The organism is Sphingobacteriales bacterium, assembly GCA_016711285.1.
Taxonomy (GTDB): Bacteria; Bacteroidota; Bacteroidia; order Chitinophagales; family UBA2359; genus JADJTG01.
In genome coordinates, this window is record JADJTG010000012.1 from 219,163 (window position 1) to 235,233 (window position 16,071).

Genomic DNA, 16,071 nt, shown 5'->3' on the forward strand with positions numbered 1-16,071 from the left:
ATTTTTTGTTGATTAATGGTAAAAAATAATAATATATGGCTATTACTGGATTTTCTTCTGAATTTTCGCTAACGCCCTTGGAGGAACGAGCCGAAATTGTATTCAAACGCGGCTCTTTGTATATTGGTATTCCCAAGGAAACCTCTTTTCAGGAGCGGCGCATTGCCCTCACGCCACAGGCGGTGGAGCTGCTTGTAGCCAAAGGGCATCGGGTCACTATAGAAAGCGGTGCGGGTTTGGGGGCGCATTTCAGCGACAGAGAATATGCCGAAGTAGGAGCTGATATCGTTTTTGATACAAAAAAAGTTTTTGAAGCGCAGGTTATTCTCAAAACAGCACCACTCACCACCGCCGAAACAGATTATCTGCACCCGTACCAAATAATTTTTTCGCCGCTGCATCTGCCTACGATGAGTGCCGATTTTTTGCCTTCCCTGATGCAAAAACAAGTAACTGCTATCGCTTATGAATATATAAAAGACGAAAAAAACACCTTTCCTATCGTTCGTGCCGCCAGCGAAATAGCAGGCAGTACCGCACTGCTCATAGCTGCAGAGCATTTGAGCAATGCTCAAGGCGGACGCGGTATTTTATTGGGTGGTATCAGCGGGGTAGCTCCGGCTGTAGTATTGGTATTGGGCGCAGGTGTGGTTGGCGAATATGTGGCGCGTACTGCTTTGGGCTTGGGTGCGGAAGTGCGCGTATTTGACAACAGTATTTCTAAGCTGATACGACTGCAAAATCATTTAGGGCAACGTGTTTATACTTCTACCATCATTCCTGCCGTGCTCAAAAAGAACTGGCAAATGCCGATGTAGCCGTAGGAGCTATACACGCCGAAAGCGGAAGAACTTTGTGTGTGGTGAGCGAAGATATGGTAGAAGCAATGAAGCCCGGCTCCGTTATCATCGACATCAGCATTGACCAAGGCGGCTGCTTTGCCACTTCCGAAGTCACTTCGCACCAAAAACCCACTTTCGTAAAACACGACATTATTCATTACTGTGTGCCGAATATTGCTTCGCGGGTTTCAAAAACGGCTTCCATTGCATTCAGCAATGTGCTTACCCCCCTACTGCTGCGTGCCCACGAATACGGCGGCTTCGAAAAGCTGCTTACCAACTACAGAGGTGCGCGTCACGGTGTATATCTGTATAAAGGCAGGCTCACCAACCGCTTTCTATCGGAGCGTTTTAATTTGCGCTACACCGATTTGGATTTGCTGATGGCAACTAATTTTTAGCTATTTTTTTTCATTTTCAAATATTTTACTGCACCCTATTGCTTATATTTTTATTAAGCTGTTTCTTATTCGCACATAGACATAATTATTTTGCAATTTTTTCGTTGTTGCAAAAAAGGCAATATTTTTTGTTACTCATCTTTTAAAATAATATTTAGACCCTTCATTTTATTTTTTCATGTATTTAATGATTCGTTCTGTGATAGCAGTGCTGCTGTTGGCGTGTGTTTCTGCCGCCGATTGTCAGGCACAACAACAGTCGGTAGGTGCTTGGCTCGGTTTTTCCAACTACTTCGGCGACCTCAATACCGGTGGCGGCTTACAAGGTATTCGTCCGGCGGGCGGCGTATTGTACCGTTATAGCATTTCCGACTATATCGCCATTAAGGGCATTGCCAATCTCGGCTTTCTTTCCTACCGCGATGAATACTCCAAACGTCCTTTTCAGCAAGCCCGCAACCTGAGTTTTCATTCCCATGTTTTGGAAGCAGGTGCGCAATTTGAATTTAATTTTCTGCGTTTCGTTCCGGGCGATGTCAATCATTACTTCTCGCCTTATCTGGCAGTGGGTGTGTCGGTGTTTCACTTCAACCCCAAAGCGACCTTAGATGGCGAAACCTACAAATTGCAGGAAATAGGCACTGAAGGACAGCGCAATCCCGACCTCACAGGCTTAGAGCCATATAAGCGTTTGCAACCCGCTCTACCGATGGGTTTGGGCATTAAATACTGGCTCAAAAATAATTGGGTGCTGGGCATGGAAGTGGGCTATCGTTTCACTTTTACCGATTATTTAGATGACGTAAAAGGCTTGTATGTTGATGAGGGCGTATTAGGCGGCAGTAACTCCGAAACCGCCCGCCTCGCCGACCGCTCGCGCGAAGTACGCAGCCCTCGCATCGGCGAAGCAGGCAGGCAGCGCGGCGATAGTGTGAGCAACGATTCTTTTTTATTCGGCGGCGTAACACTCTCGTATGTCATTTACCAAGTGAAATGTCCGCGCGGTCGTTAAAGTGTGCCGCTGTTTTATTAAAAAATTCTTAATTTTGCAGTCTTCTATCCCAACCTGAAACGGCACAGGGCGTGTCGCATCAGCGTGGTTTTTGTGTATCAATGAATTACAAAGATTTTCTTATACCCGAAAAATTACCCCGCCATGTCGCCATTATTATGGACGGCAACGGCAGATGGGCAAAAAAACAACAAGGAAAAGACCGCATTTTTGGTCATCATATGGGAGTAAAAGCGGTGCGCACTGTCACGGAAATCAGCGTAGAATTGGGTATTCCCTATCTCACGCTTTATACTTTTTCTACCGAAAACTGGTCGCGCCCACCTTTGGAAGTGAAGGCTTTGATGGAGTTGCTCGCAATAACTGTAGAAAAAGAAGTGCCGATGCTGATAGAAAATGGCGTAAAATTGAATACTATCGGCAATATCAGGCAACTACCGGAGCGTTCTTATCGTAAATTAGAAGAAGCCAAACAACTTACGCAACACGGAAATAAGCTCACGCTTACTTTGGCTCTGAATTACAGTGCGCGCTGGGAAATTACCGAAGCGATGAAAAAAGTAGCCGCCGATGCAGCACTCGGAAAAGTAAAGCCCGAAAATATTTCGCAGGAAACCGTACATACTTATATGCAAACCCACAATATGCCCGACCCCGAATTGCTCATACGCACCAGCGGTGAATATCGCATCAGCAATTTTTTGTTGTGGCAAATTGCCTATGCCGAATTGTACTTTACTGATGTGCTGTGGCCTGATTTTACCAAAGAAGAATTTTGTAAGGCTATTTTGAATTTTCAGCATCGCGAACGCCGCTTCGGAAAAACCAGCGAACAATTGGCATAGCCTTAAAATATTACTTAAAAAACATTTATATTTTTTTATTGTAAAAAATATTGATTTTCAATATATTAATACAACTTTTGCAATCAAAAAAATTATCATTACCTACATCATTTCAATACATGAGCATATCGGCAGTTTCTGTTTTTTATTCTACGTTCACTTCGTATTTATATCTTTTGAAAAAATATTCCTTACTATTTTTTTTATTTCTCCTGTGGCTATGCCTGCCAACTGCGGCGGTTTGGGCACAAGAGCAAAACGAACAACTCAACTACACTGCTCCCAAAGAATATGAAATTGGCGGTATTGTGGTAAAAGGTGTGGAGCACTTGGACGAAAGTGTGTTGGTATCGCTGTCGGGTTTGCGCGTGGGCGACAAAATTGCCGTACCCGGCGAGCCAATTTCCAATGCCGTAAAAGCCTTGTGGAAGCAGGGATTATTTGCCGATGTACAAATTTATGCCTCCAAAATCGTGGGCGATGTGATATTTTTGGAATATCGCCTGCAAGAGTTGCCGCGCCTTTCCCGCTATCGTTTTAATGGCGTAAAAAAAGGCGAAGCCGATGAATTGGGCGACAAAGTGAATCTGATAGCCGGAAAAATCGTCAATCAAAACCTCAAAAGCACCGCCGAAATTGCCATCAAACGCTATTTTGTGGACAAGGGATTTTTGAATGTACGGGTAGAAACTATATCAGAAAAAGACACTTTACGCAGCAACAACGTTGTGTTGGAATTCGACATCAAACGCGGCAGTCGTGTGCGCATTGGTGAAGTGGTTCTCAACGGCAATGAGAATTTTTACGACCGCAATTTGAAGAAAAAACTCAAAGACACCAAAGAGCGCACTTCTATCAATCCCAAAGCTCCTTTTATGATCGTAAAAGACGCTTTGCACACCAATATTCCCCACTTATTATCCAATTTGTCATTGTCGGGTACTTTGAATTATTTAGATGATAAAATCCGCTTGCACCCGCTTAGTTCGTCTAAATTTATCCGCAAAGACTACGAAAAAGACAAACTCGCCCTGATTGATTTTTATAACACCAAAGGCTACCGCGATGCCTATATTGTCAGCGACAGCGTGTATCAGCGCGATGAGCGCAATTTGACAGTGCAGTTGAATATAAATGAAGGAAAAAAATATTATTTCCGCAATATTGAATGGAGCGGCAATACCAAATATACCGATGAACAACTGAGTAATTTGCTCGGTATTGAAAAAGGTGATGTATATGACCAAGAACGCCTCCAAAAACGTCTTACCATTGACCCCAACGGCGGCGATGATATTTCTTCGCTGTATATGGACGATGGTTATTTGTTTTTCAATGTGAATCCGGTGGAAAAAAACATCGAAAACGACAGCATTGATTTGGAAATGCGTATTTATGAAGGTGCACAGGCAACCATTAACCGCATTATTGTAAAAGGAAACGATAAAACCAGCGAACACGTTATCCGCCGCGAACTCTTTACGCGTCCGGGCAGCCAGTTTAGTCGCAGCGACATTATCCGTTCCCAACGCCAGTTGGCGCAGTTGGGTTATTTCAATCCCGAAACCATCGGCATTGTGCCCAAACCAAATCCGGCAAACGGAACAGTGGATATAGAATACAGCGTAGAAGAACGCCCCTCCGACCAATTGGAGTTGTCGGCGGGTTGGGGTGGCACAGGTGTAATAGGCAGCGTGGGCGTTACATTTAATAATTTTTCGCTAAAAAAACTGCTTCACAGTGGTTTTATGCCTTTGCCCGCCGGCGATGGACAACGCCTGAGTTTGCGCGTACAAACCAATGGAAAACGCTATCAATCTGTCAATTTTTCTTTTACAGAGCCTTGGCTCGGCGGCAGAAAACCCAACGAACTCACTTTTTCCGTTTTTCGTACGCGCCAAGCTACCGGATTTACCACCGGATACGATTTTACGCCTACCAGTACTTTTACCAACACAGGGTTTGCAGTTACTACCGGTCGCCGCCTCAGTTGGCCAGATAATAATTTTGTGCTTATACATACTGCCAGTTATTCCAATTACAACTTGGATAATTTTGATACCGGATTTTTGGTATCTGACGGTTTGTTTCACAATATCAGCTTAGAAACCATTTTGCGCCGCAATTCGCTCGACCAAACCTTGTTTCCGCGCGGTGGCTCTAATATGTCGCTTTCTATGGAACTTACGCCTCCTTACTCTTTATTCAGCGAAAAGGATTATTCAACACTAAGCGATGCCGCCAAATACAAATTTCCTGAATATTTCAAATGGCGTTTTACTTCGGAGTGGTACACTTCTATTATAGGCAATTTAGTATTGCGCAGCTCTGCCAAAATGGGCTTTATGGGCTACTATAATTCCGATATAGGCTATGCTCCTTTTGAACGCTTTCAGGTGGGCGGCGATGGTTTGTCTAATTCTTTCAGCAATATTATTACCGGAAAAGACATTATCGCTTTGCGCGGCTACGAAGTAATTACGAGCAATTTGGTAGAGCGCGAAAATGGGGGTACTGCCGAAGTAGGCGATCCTTTCTTCCACAAATTTACCTTAGAGTTGCGCTATCCGTTCAGCCTCAATCCGAGCAGCACCATTTACGGATTGGCGTTTTTTGAAGCGGGTAATTCGTGGAGTAATTTCAAAGAATACAACCCCTTGCAGTTGCGCCGTTCGGTGGGTGTGGGTTTGCGCGTATTTTTGCCCATGTTTGGTTTGATGGGTGTGGACTACGGCGTAGGCTTCGACAAAGAGACTCAAACGCTTTCGGGTACATCTTTGGGCGGTTATTTAAGTTCTTACGGCAAATTCAGCTTTATTTTGGGCTTTGAGCCGGAATAATGCAGCGTTTTTTAGCGTTTCTTAACACAAAATAATCTTTACAAATACTAAACCTTTTTTATTACAGCTTATCATAATGGCATTATCACAAAAAACATTAAAAACAATGAATACTAAAAAATTATTGTTGGCACTTGCCCTTACAGTGGCTTCTTACGGAACTACATTTGCTCAAAAATTTGCTTATGTTGATGTGGAGTATATTTTGAGCCAAATGCCCGAATACAAACAAGCACAAACCGAATTAGATAATATCGCTGCCAAATGGCAAGAGGATATTCAGAAAAAAATGGACGACATTGATGCGATGTATAAATCGTATCAAGCCGATCAGGTGTTGCTCACTGACGATATGCGCCGCCGCCGTGAAGATGAAATTATGAATAAAGAAAAAGAGGTAAAAGATTTGCAAAAGAAAAAATTCGGCTACGAGGGCGAACTGTTTAAAAAACGTCAGGAATTGGTAAAGCCCGTACAGGATAAAGTATATAGCGAAATCCAAAAATTGGTAAAACAACGCGCCTACGACTTCATTTTTGACAAATCCAGCGGCACAGTGATGCTCTACTCCAACAGCGACTACGATATGAGCAATACAGTATTAAAAGGTTTGGGCATCACTCCTAAAAATGAAAACCTGAGCGGCGATAAAAAAGACGAAGGCGGCAGAAAATAGCTGTATGCGCGCAGTATTGTTCTAAATAAAGACTTTATGTGTCATAAGTTTTTTTATTTTCATAAGTACTGTTTAGAAAAGATACTATCTTTGCACTCTTAATTTATCTATATCAAATAAATTTATTGTATAACTTAATTAAGCCATGAAACGAATCCTTTTAATTTGCTCTCTTATATTTGCATTTACCATATTTAATTTTTCTACGGCTCGCGCACAAGTAAAATTTGGTCATATTAACTCTGCCGAGTTGCTGGCTGCAATGCCCGATATGGCAGCCGCCGAAACACAGTTGAAAAATTACAGCGAAAAATTAGATGCTCAATATAAAGAAAAATTGAGCACCTTTGAAACCAAGTACAAATCTTTGATGGAGCGGGCGCAAAAAGGCGAAATTACGCCGAACGACCAAGCCGCCGAAGAAAAGAAATTGCAGGAAATGCAAACCGAAATTCAGACTTTTGAGGGTACTGCACAAGCTGATATTACCAAAAAACGTCAGGAATTGATAGAGCCTATCGTTTCGCGTGCCCAAAAAGCTATCAAAGATGTGGCTACCGAAAATAACATTTCTTATGTTTTTGATTTGAGTACCGGTGCTATACTGCATTATCCTGATGGCGATAATATTATGGCTTTGGTAAAAACCAAATTGGGCATGTAATTTTTTATTGCTAAAGAAAATTCAAAGATATTTTTTTATATAAAAGGCTGATGTATAAAGCGTGCATCAGCCTTTTTTTTGTTTTATACCAATCAAATATGACAAATAATAACAATAATAACCCGCTTTCTATTTTTAATGACAAATCGGTGCATTTGTTTTGGATATTGGGCGGATTTTTTGTGGCGAATGCTTTGCTTGCAGAGTTTATTGGCGTAAAGATTTTTGCATTGGAAGATACGCTCGGCGCAGAGGCTTTGAACTGGAATTTATTCGGGCAGCAGGGGTCGCTGAATTTTACGGCGGGCGTGTTGCTGTGGCCCGTTGTTTTTATTATGACCGACCTTATCAACGAATATTATGGCTCGCGTGGAGTGCGCTTTTTGTCGTATCTTGCTGCTACTCTCATCACCTACGCTTTTGCTATGGTATATGTTGCCATCGCTTTGGCTCCGGCTTCGTGGTGGGTGGGCAGTGCCGCCGCACAGGGTGTGCCGGATATGCAAAAGGCATTTGTCGCTATTTTTGGGCAGGGGCTATGGATAGTGGCAGGTTCGCTGACGGCTTTTTTGCTGGGGCAACTGATTGATGTGGCGGTTTTTCATCGTATCAAAAAAAGTACCGGTGAGCGTATGATTTGGTTGCGTGCCACCGGCTCTACGCTCATTTCGCAATTTATCGACAGTTTTGTGGTGTTGTATATTGCCTTTGTTTTGGGTCCGCAGAAGTGGCCGATTTCGTTGTTTTTGGCAGTGGGCACGGTCAATTTTTGTTATAAAATGTTCGCCGCCGTACTGATGATTCCGCTATTATATTTGATACACGCCGCCATAGAACGATACATCGGACACGAAAAAGCACAACTTATGAAAAATGCCGCAGCTCAAAATCAATAAAGATACTCCACCCAACTTTGACAAAGTTTTTTAAACTTTGTCAAAGTTAAAAGAGCAAAAATCAACAGCGATTAATAGTCAAAATTAGGTCCTAAATCCTCTCTTGAATAAAATTCATTGATAGTTTTCACCACCACTTCTACATCATCGGTCAGCGTAAATAAATCCATATCCTCTGCACTGATATTGCTATTTTTTTCCAACATTACCAACTTTATCCAATCCAATAAGCCCTTCCAATATTCAGTACCAACCAAAATAACCGGTGCACGCGATATTTTTTGTGTTTGAATTAAAGTGATAGATTCAAAGAGTTCGTCGAGTGTGCCGAAACCGCCGGGCAGCAGTACGAAAGCCTGTGCATATTTTACAAACATCACCTTGCGCACGAAAAAATAACGAAAATCCAAAGATTTGTCCCAATCTATATAGCTGTTGGGAGCTTGTTCAAAAGGTAATTTGATGTTCAAACCCACCGAAGCACCCCCTGCGCTTTGTGCGCCTTTGTTGGCAGCCTCCATAATACCGGGACCTCCGCCTGTGATGATACCATAGCCCGCTTTTACCAAACGTTTGGCTACCTCTTCGGCTAATGAGTAATAAGGGTCATGGGGTTTGGTACGCGCCGAACCATAAACAGAAACACAAGGACCGAGTTCTTCCATACGGTCAAAACCATCTACAAACTCGCCCATTATTTTAAACATACGCCACGAAGAAGACGCTTTCACATTGGTAGTTGCCCAATGGCGGCTGCTCAGTTCTTCTATATTATTATTGCTATTATTGTTATCCGTCATAAAAAATTGTTTTTTTGTTGAAAAATCATAGTTATATAATTGCAAAATCGCAAACCCACAAATTTACAATTCTGTTTTATTTATTCCATTAAAAATATTCATCTTTTTTTTTAAAAAAAATGCTTTTGTGATTTTAAAAAAATACAATTATGTTTTTTTTCTATTGACGCATAAAATCTTGTGCGGGCGTTGCTGCTATTTCGGCATCAATAAACCGGTACAGATGAAAAGCGGCTGCCCCTTGTGTATCTAATATTTTTTTTATTTTTTGAAAAATATGTTGCTCCTTTAAGTGTCGGGTAAAATGTTTTTGCAACAAGCGCATTGCTTTTTGAGTGAGTAAATGGGCTTTTCGTTCTCGGTGTGCACTGTTTTGGGGAATTTTACAAAGTGTTTCGTATAAATTTTCTATACCGCCCTGCTGCGATGCCACACACTTGAGTACGGGTGTAGGAAAAGGACGGGCGTGTGTGAGTTTTACTAAATTCTGATAAAATTGTTCGGCATCGGCGCGGTCGGCTTTATTGACTACAAAAATATCGGCTATTTCCATCAGTCCGGCTTTCATGGTTTGCACCTCATCTCCGGCTTCGGGCACGAGTACCACCACTGTTGTATCCGCCAAACCCGCAATTTCTACCTCCGACTGCCCCACGCCCACTGTTTCTATCAAAATATGGTCAAAATCGGCAGCGCGCAACACTTCGCATATTTCTACAATATTATCCGCCAAACCGCCCAAAGAATGCCGCGATGCCAAAGAACGGATATATACGTTGGGGTGGTTGAAATGCTGTGCCAAACGAATACGGTCGCCGAGCAAAGCACCGAAATTAAAAGGCGAAGTGGGGTCAATGGCGACAATGGCGATTTTTTTGTCGGCAGCCAGCAAATGACTTACCAGAGCATTTACCAAAGTGCTTTTTCCGGCTCCGGGTGGTCCGGTGATGCCCCATATCGGCACATTGCGCTCAAAACGGAGTTGTAGCAGCAAATCGCGGCTTTGAGGCAGTTGATTTTCTACGATACTGATGGCACGCGCCAATATACGGCGATCGGCAGCAGCGATATGTTCGGCGTAATAACTTGCAGAAGGGCTGTTTTGCATAGTCCGGCTTTATTTTTTTAATGAACACACGCACAAGCATTTTTTTTTCAGGAGTGGCGCAATAAATGCCACATTTCTTTCATATTCAGTTTTTTGCCGTACATCAAAATACTTCCGCGATAGATTTTTGCAGCGATGAAAGTAGCCAGCCAAAATCCGCCCAACAAGAAAATCATAGATGCCAACACCTGCCACAAAGGAACACCAAAAGCAATGCGGGCGGGCATAATTACAGGCGAAAACAGAGGAAACATAGACGACCACATCGCCAAGCTGTTGTTGGGGTCTTCTTGTATGGCGGTGAGGATAAAAAATGAAATAATGACGGGCATAATGACAGGAAACACCAAAGACTGAGAATCATCGGTATCGCCAACGGCAGCACCAACGGCGGCAAACAAAGAGGCATACATCATATATCCGGTGAAAAAATAAAATAAAAAAGCAAGCGTGAGCCAAGTAAGTGGTAGGCTGTTTACGCTGTCGATAAGCGAGCGTGCAATGAGTTGCGCTTCTTCGGGGTCGGGGGCGGCGGCACTACCCGGCATACTTTGCAATGCGCCCGCATCGGGAACAGGAAATAGCAATCCTGCCAAAAGCGAAAAAGCTATCATTAAAATTGCCCATATCCCAAACTGCAAAAGCCCCACGGCTCCAATTCCTACAATTTTTCCCAACATCAGCTCAAAAGGTTTTACACTCGACAACATCACCTCCACAATGCGGTTGGTTTTTTCTTCCAGCACACCTTTCATCACCATAGAGCCATACACGATTAAAGCGATGTACATGATCATTCCCATCATCAAACCGATTGCCGATGCCGCAAAACTGCTGCTACTTTCGCCGCCTTCCTTTTTTTCGGCGATGCTCACATCTATGGTGCGCAACTCTTCCAACAATTTCGGATCTATGCCTTCTTGGTGCAGGCGGCGGTTTTTGAGCACTTCGGCGATGCTGTTTTCAATGTAGCGGCGTGCGCCGGCTCCCAGCAAGTTATCCGAAAAATAAGCAGGGCGAAGGGTTTGCAGGCGGTTGGTATCTACACGTTGTATGTGCAATACACCATCATAGCCCAGCTCATGATAGCGACTGCGCAAGTTGGAATAATTTTCGGTAGGTTGTTTAAAAAACACATTTTCGCCATCGGGCAAAGCCAAATATCGAGAGCCATCAACACTTTTTTTATACAGTAATCCGCTTTCGTCATATACCGCCACCACGCGCTTTTCTTTATCAAACGACATAAAAAACATTTGTATGCCCATCACCACAAAAATGCTCAAAGGGGCGAGCAATGTGGTGAGGATAAAAGATTTTTTACGCACACGCGTAATAAATTCCCGCTGAATGATAAGAGCTACTTTTTTTAGGTTCATAAAAACGAATGATTGTGTGTTGAGCAAATGTAAGCGTATTTTTTAAAGAAATAAGGGTTAAATATTTAAGAATGGTCAAAGAGGATAATGCCATCATACTAAACTTATTCCTTTAGCGATACCTTCAAGGTGTCATTTTTCATCTTCTGAAAGAGAAATCAGAACAATTTTAAAAGTCTGTTTATATCAAAATTTTTCAAAAAAGTATAACAGTAATTATATATATATGTATATTTGTTCAATAGTTTATTCTTCAATATAAAACAATAACAATGATAATACTTATAACAACTTGATTATTAAATATTTACTCTGCATACAACAACTTGATTATTAAAATATTTTTTTACCAACACAAAAACATTAAAACCAACCCATGAAGGCTAAAATCTTTATACTGTTTTTTTTACTGCTCAATTATTGTTGGGCAATGGGGCAAACGAATCTCAATTATGACGAAGTAGTTAATGCCTCTATTAGCGTAATAGGTGAAGAAGATACCTACACTTTCAATGGCAATGCCAATGATTTCATTTCGCTGCGTATGAACTGGAATAACTGTGTTTTCGGCGGACAGATACTCATTTACGACCCGCTCGGCAATTTGATTTATAATAATTATGCCGGATGCAATTCATTAAGAGCACTCGTAACACTCCCACAAACAGGGATATACACGGTATTGGTATATGATCACTATGCACAGGATACAGGAAACTATGGACTGATGTTGCAAAATGTTTTCAACTCCCCCAATACAGTCCCCTTAGCATACGAAACAACTTATGATTTTAATATTGAAAAAAGTATAGAAACAGACATCTACACTTTCAACGGCAATGCCAATGATTTCATTTCCCTGCGTATGAACTGGAATGGCTGTGATTTAGGCGGGCAGATACTCATTTTACGACCCGCTCGGCAATTTGATTTATAATAATTATGCGGATGCAATTCATTAAGAGCACTCGTAACACTCCCACAAACAGGGATATACACGGTATTGGTATATGATCAAGATGCAGATGCTACAGGAAACTACGGACTGATGTTGCAAAATGTTTTCAACTCCCCCAATACAGTCCCCTTAGCATACGAAACAACTTATGATTTTAACATTGAAAAAAGTGTAGAAACAGACATCTACACTTTCAACGGCAATGCCAATGATTTCATTTCCCTGCGTATGAACTGGAATGGCTGTGATTTAGGCGGGCAGATACTCATTTACGACCCGCTCGGCAATTTGATTTATAATAATTATGCCGGATGCAATTCATTAAGAGCACTCGTAACACTCCCACAAACAGGGATATACACGGTATTGGTATATGATCAAGATGCAGATGCTACAGGAAACTACGGACTGATGTTGCAAAATGTTTCCAACTCCCCCAATGCAGTCCCCTTAGCATACGAAACAGCTTATGATTTTAACATTGAAAAAAGTATAGAAACAGACATCTACACTTTCAATGGCAATGCCAATGATTTCATTTCCCTGTGTATGAACTGGAATAACTGTGTTTTCGGCGGACAGATGGTTATTTACGACCCGCTCGGCAATTTGATTTATAATGATTATAGCAGCGGATGCACTCCATTAAGAGCACTTGTAACACTGCCACAAACAGGGATATACACGGTATTGGCATATGATCATTGGGCAGAGGATACAGGAAACTACGGACTGATGCTGCAAAATATTTTTAACTCCCCCAATGCAGTCCCCTTAGCATACGAAACAGCTTATGATTTTAACATTGAAAAAAGTATAGAAACAGACATCTACACTTTCAATGGCAATGCCAATGATATCATTTCCCTGCGTATGAACTGGAATGACTGTTTTTTAGCCGGACAGATGGTTATTTACGACCCGCTCGGCAACTCAATTTATTATGATTATAGCCAATGCGATTCATTAAGAGCACTTGTAACACTCCCACAAACAGGGATATACACGGTATTGGTATATGATAATTGGGCAGCGAATACAGGAAACTACGAACTAACTCTAACTCTATGTACAGCCGTCGCCGAATCAGTCCCTGATTTTAGCTATGATAGAATAAATAATACGGTGTATTTTTATGATAATTCGCTTCACAGTACTGACTATACATGGAATTTTGGCAATGGTGTTTCAATAAATAATATAATTAATCCAACATTAACATTTTCAAAGCCAAATGTTTATAATGTTTGCTTAACTACAAGAAATTATTGCTCTGATGACGGTAATACAGTGTGTCAGCAAATTTCAATACCGGGTATTGCTTCTGTAAGCCCAAACAAAACAGGTAACAATAATTTTTATGTTGGTTATCTACAAGGTGCATTTGCTCAAGACCCAAATGCACAAATATATTTGCTAAAAGACAACACTACAACACCCGTAGATACGGTTATTTATGAAAGTGCCACCAAGCTTAAATTCAATATTACATTCGCCGATTCTCCCACAGGCGTATATGATATTGTGTATAGCACTCCAAACTTTAGTGATACACTTAAAAATACTCTTACCATAGAATACAATAAACCGTACCAATTTAGAGCTATAATAGAAGGGCGACCTCGTATTTTGGTCAATCGTTTTTTTGATTATAAAATTGGCATACAAAACCTAAGTAATCAAACAGCGTTTGGCGTACCCGTTTATGTCATTATTAATGGCAGCACCGAAGCGCAGTTAGTAAGCGCAGTTATAGATGAAAATTTGCCTGAAGATTTACAAGGTATGGAGCAACATTTTTACAAAATTTATGAAGAAAACACAGCAGACAGTTTATTAGTAGGGATTTTTGTAATACCATTTATCCCTAGCAATAGTTCTAGTTTTATTGAATTAAAAATCAAATCAAGTGAAATTTCCAACTTAAAATTGCAAACGTATATCGGTGATCCACTATTTAGTGGCGAGCAAATAAATGAAAACTTACAAATGAGAACATCTTGTAACAACATTCCGCCTTGTATTAATGCTGCCCTTGATGTTGTTGGGTTAGTGCCGGGAGTAGGATGTGCCATAGGCGCAATGAGTTTGGGATGTTCCATTTCTGATATAGTAAATGGAAACAACTCGCCGGCGACAAATGTATTCAATTTGATATTTGATGTAGTAGGCATAGCCAATTGTCTGTCTCCTTTTAGCCCCACTGACGAAGTCGCAAAGACCATTGCAAAACAATTATTAAAAGCGGCAGGAGTATTATCTACCGTAGGATCGACAATAAGTGACATCAGCGATTGTGTCCCTGACCCACAACCTCCAAGAAAAATACAGGTAGCTACTTCTATGGATCCCAATGATAAAATCGGAATTATAGGTACAGATAATCTAAACTATATAAAAGGTGATGTAGCTATACCTTATACAATTTATTTTGAAAATGTAGATTCTGCAAGTGCAAGTGCAAGCGAGGTACTTATAACTGATGTAATTGATACTACTGTTTTAGATATTAATAGTGTTAAATTCACAGATTTTGGCTTTGGGGGCAATATTAGTTCCTTTGGTGAATTTATTGGAGAAACTACATTTAGTCAAGATGTAGATTTACGCCCTGAAATTAATACAATTGTTAGAGTAAGAGCTTGGGTTAATACCAACGAAGGAACTGTTTCTTGGAAATTTACTTCTTTTGACCCCGCAACTATGGACTTAACACAAGATATTGATGCAGGTTTTTTGCCGCCAAATGTCAATAAACCCGAAGGAGAAGGGTTTGTACATTTCACCATATCCCCTAAGTTTACACTATCTACTCCAGAAACTATACAAAACAGTGCAAGTATTGTTTTTGATTCTAATGCACCAATAATAACTCCCGTTTTCACAAATACCATTGACAAAATAAACCCTTCAAGTAGTATTGAATATTTATCTGCTGAAACCAATGATACTGCGTTTGTTGTAAATTGGAATGGTAGTGATGCACATTCAGGAATTGACTACTATACTATATATGTATCTGAAGATAACGAAGTTTTTACACTATGGCAGTCCAATCTAAAAACTAATTATAGTTTATTTACAGGAAAGGTGGGACATTCTTACAGTTTTTACGTTATTGCCACAGACAAGGCAGGTAATACAGAAACTAAAAATCCAATAGCCGAAGCCAGCACGAGTATTGTGGGGTTAAGCGAAATCAATAAATCAGTAAATTATCCATTTAAAATAGTACCCAACCCTACTCAAGGTGAAGTGTATATATACGCTTCTGATGCTATGCAAGAAATGAATATAAGTTGTATTGAAATTTTTGACTCAATGGGAAAAAGCTCATTCAGACAAAACAATCCGGTATGTAATAATGGTACTTGTTATTTAAATTTAAGCCATATAAATTCAGGGTTATATACAATTGTAGTAATTTCAAAAAAATCTATGTTTTCACAAAAATTATTGATAAAATAAAATTACTACCTTCGGCGGCTGTAAATTACCGACACCTCAAAGGTGTCGGTAATTTATCGGATATACATCGTGCTGCACCTAAAGAATTGCTACCCTCGGCAGGATATACATCGTGCTGCACCTAAAGAATTGCTACCCTCGGCAGGATATACATCGTGCTGCAGCTAAAGAATTGCTACCTC

The 16,071-nt window shown here is 40.9% G+C and carries 11 protein-coding genes and 1 pseudogene; 9 read left to right on the forward strand and 3 right to left on the reverse strand.

The features are described from left to right. Window positions 1-35: 35 nt before the first annotated feature. The 7 genes and pseudogenes from IPL35_08080 to IPL35_08110 all read left to right on the forward strand — a co-directional run bounded on the left by IPL35_08080 (window position 36) and on the right by IPL35_08110 (window position 8,176). Window positions 36-1,243 (forward strand): annotated as a pseudogene (locus IPL35_08080) (alanine dehydrogenase). 178 nt (window positions 1,244-1,421) lie between these two features. Beyond that, window positions 1,422-2,255, forward strand: coding sequence for an outer membrane beta-barrel protein (locus IPL35_08085; protein MBK8443360.1), 834 nt, complete (start codon window positions 1,422-1,424; stop codon window positions 2,253-2,255). Window positions 2,256-2,356: 101 nt separating this feature from the next. Continuing rightward, on the forward strand, window positions 2,357-3,100 hold the full coding sequence (locus tag IPL35_08090) for an isoprenyl transferase (protein ID MBK8443361.1): 744 nt from the start codon (window positions 2,357-2,359) through the stop codon (window positions 3,098-3,100). 119 nt (window positions 3,101-3,219) lie between these two features. After that, window positions 3,220-5,940, forward strand: a complete 2,721-nt coding sequence (locus tag IPL35_08095; protein MBK8443362.1) for an outer membrane protein assembly factor BamA — start codon at window positions 3,220-3,222, stop codon at window positions 5,938-5,940. 106 nt (window positions 5,941-6,046) lie between these two features. After that, window positions 6,047-6,616 (forward strand): OmpH family outer membrane protein, encoded by a 570-nt coding sequence (locus IPL35_08100; GenBank protein MBK8443363.1) that lies wholly within the window; start codon window positions 6,047-6,049, stop codon window positions 6,614-6,616. A gap of 145 nt (window positions 6,617-6,761) precedes the next feature. Continuing rightward, entirely contained in the window at window positions 6,762-7,280 is a 519-nt protein-coding gene (locus tag IPL35_08105; protein MBK8443364.1) for an OmpH family outer membrane protein, read from the forward strand. A gap of 98 nt (window positions 7,281-7,378) precedes the next feature. After that, entirely contained in the window at window positions 7,379-8,176 is a 798-nt protein-coding gene (locus tag IPL35_08110; GenBank protein MBK8443365.1) for a queuosine precursor transporter, read from the forward strand. Window positions 8,177-8,247: 71 nt separating this feature from the next. On the opposite strand, the gene IPL35_08115 is transcribed toward IPL35_08110, so the two are convergent. The 3 genes from IPL35_08115 to IPL35_08125 all read right to left on the reverse strand — a co-directional run bounded on the left by IPL35_08115 (window position 8,248) and on the right by IPL35_08125 (window position 11,463). Further along, entirely contained in the window at window positions 8,248-8,976 is a 729-nt protein-coding gene (locus IPL35_08115) for a TIGR00730 family Rossman fold protein (GenBank protein MBK8443366.1), read from the reverse strand. A gap of 160 nt (window positions 8,977-9,136) precedes the next feature. Next, window positions 9,137-10,084, reverse strand: a complete 948-nt coding sequence (gene meaB / locus IPL35_08120; protein MBK8443367.1) for a methylmalonyl Co-A mutase-associated GTPase MeaB — start codon at window positions 10,082-10,084, stop codon at window positions 9,137-9,139. A gap of 47 nt (window positions 10,085-10,131) precedes the next feature. Further along, window positions 10,132-11,463: an ABC transporter permease gene (locus tag IPL35_08125; protein ID MBK8443368.1), complete on the reverse strand. Its 1,332-nt coding sequence runs from the start codon at window positions 11,461-11,463 to the stop codon at window positions 10,132-10,134. Window positions 11,464-11,839: 376 nt separating this feature from the next. Between IPL35_08125 and IPL35_08130 the strand changes: the two genes are divergently transcribed. Together IPL35_08130 and IPL35_08135 are read left to right on the forward strand one after the other, a co-directional pair. Further along, window positions 11,840-12,400, forward strand: a complete 561-nt coding sequence (locus IPL35_08130; GenBank protein ID MBK8443369.1) for a hypothetical protein — start codon at window positions 11,840-11,842, stop codon at window positions 12,398-12,400. 66 nt (window positions 12,401-12,466) lie between these two features. Continuing rightward, window positions 12,467-15,889 carry a T9SS type A sorting domain-containing protein gene (locus IPL35_08135; GenBank protein MBK8443370.1) on the forward strand — a complete coding sequence of 1,141 codons (3,423 nt, stop codon included), beginning with the start codon at window positions 12,467-12,469 and terminating at the stop codon, window positions 15,887-15,889. Window positions 15,890-16,071 lie beyond the last annotated feature (182 nt).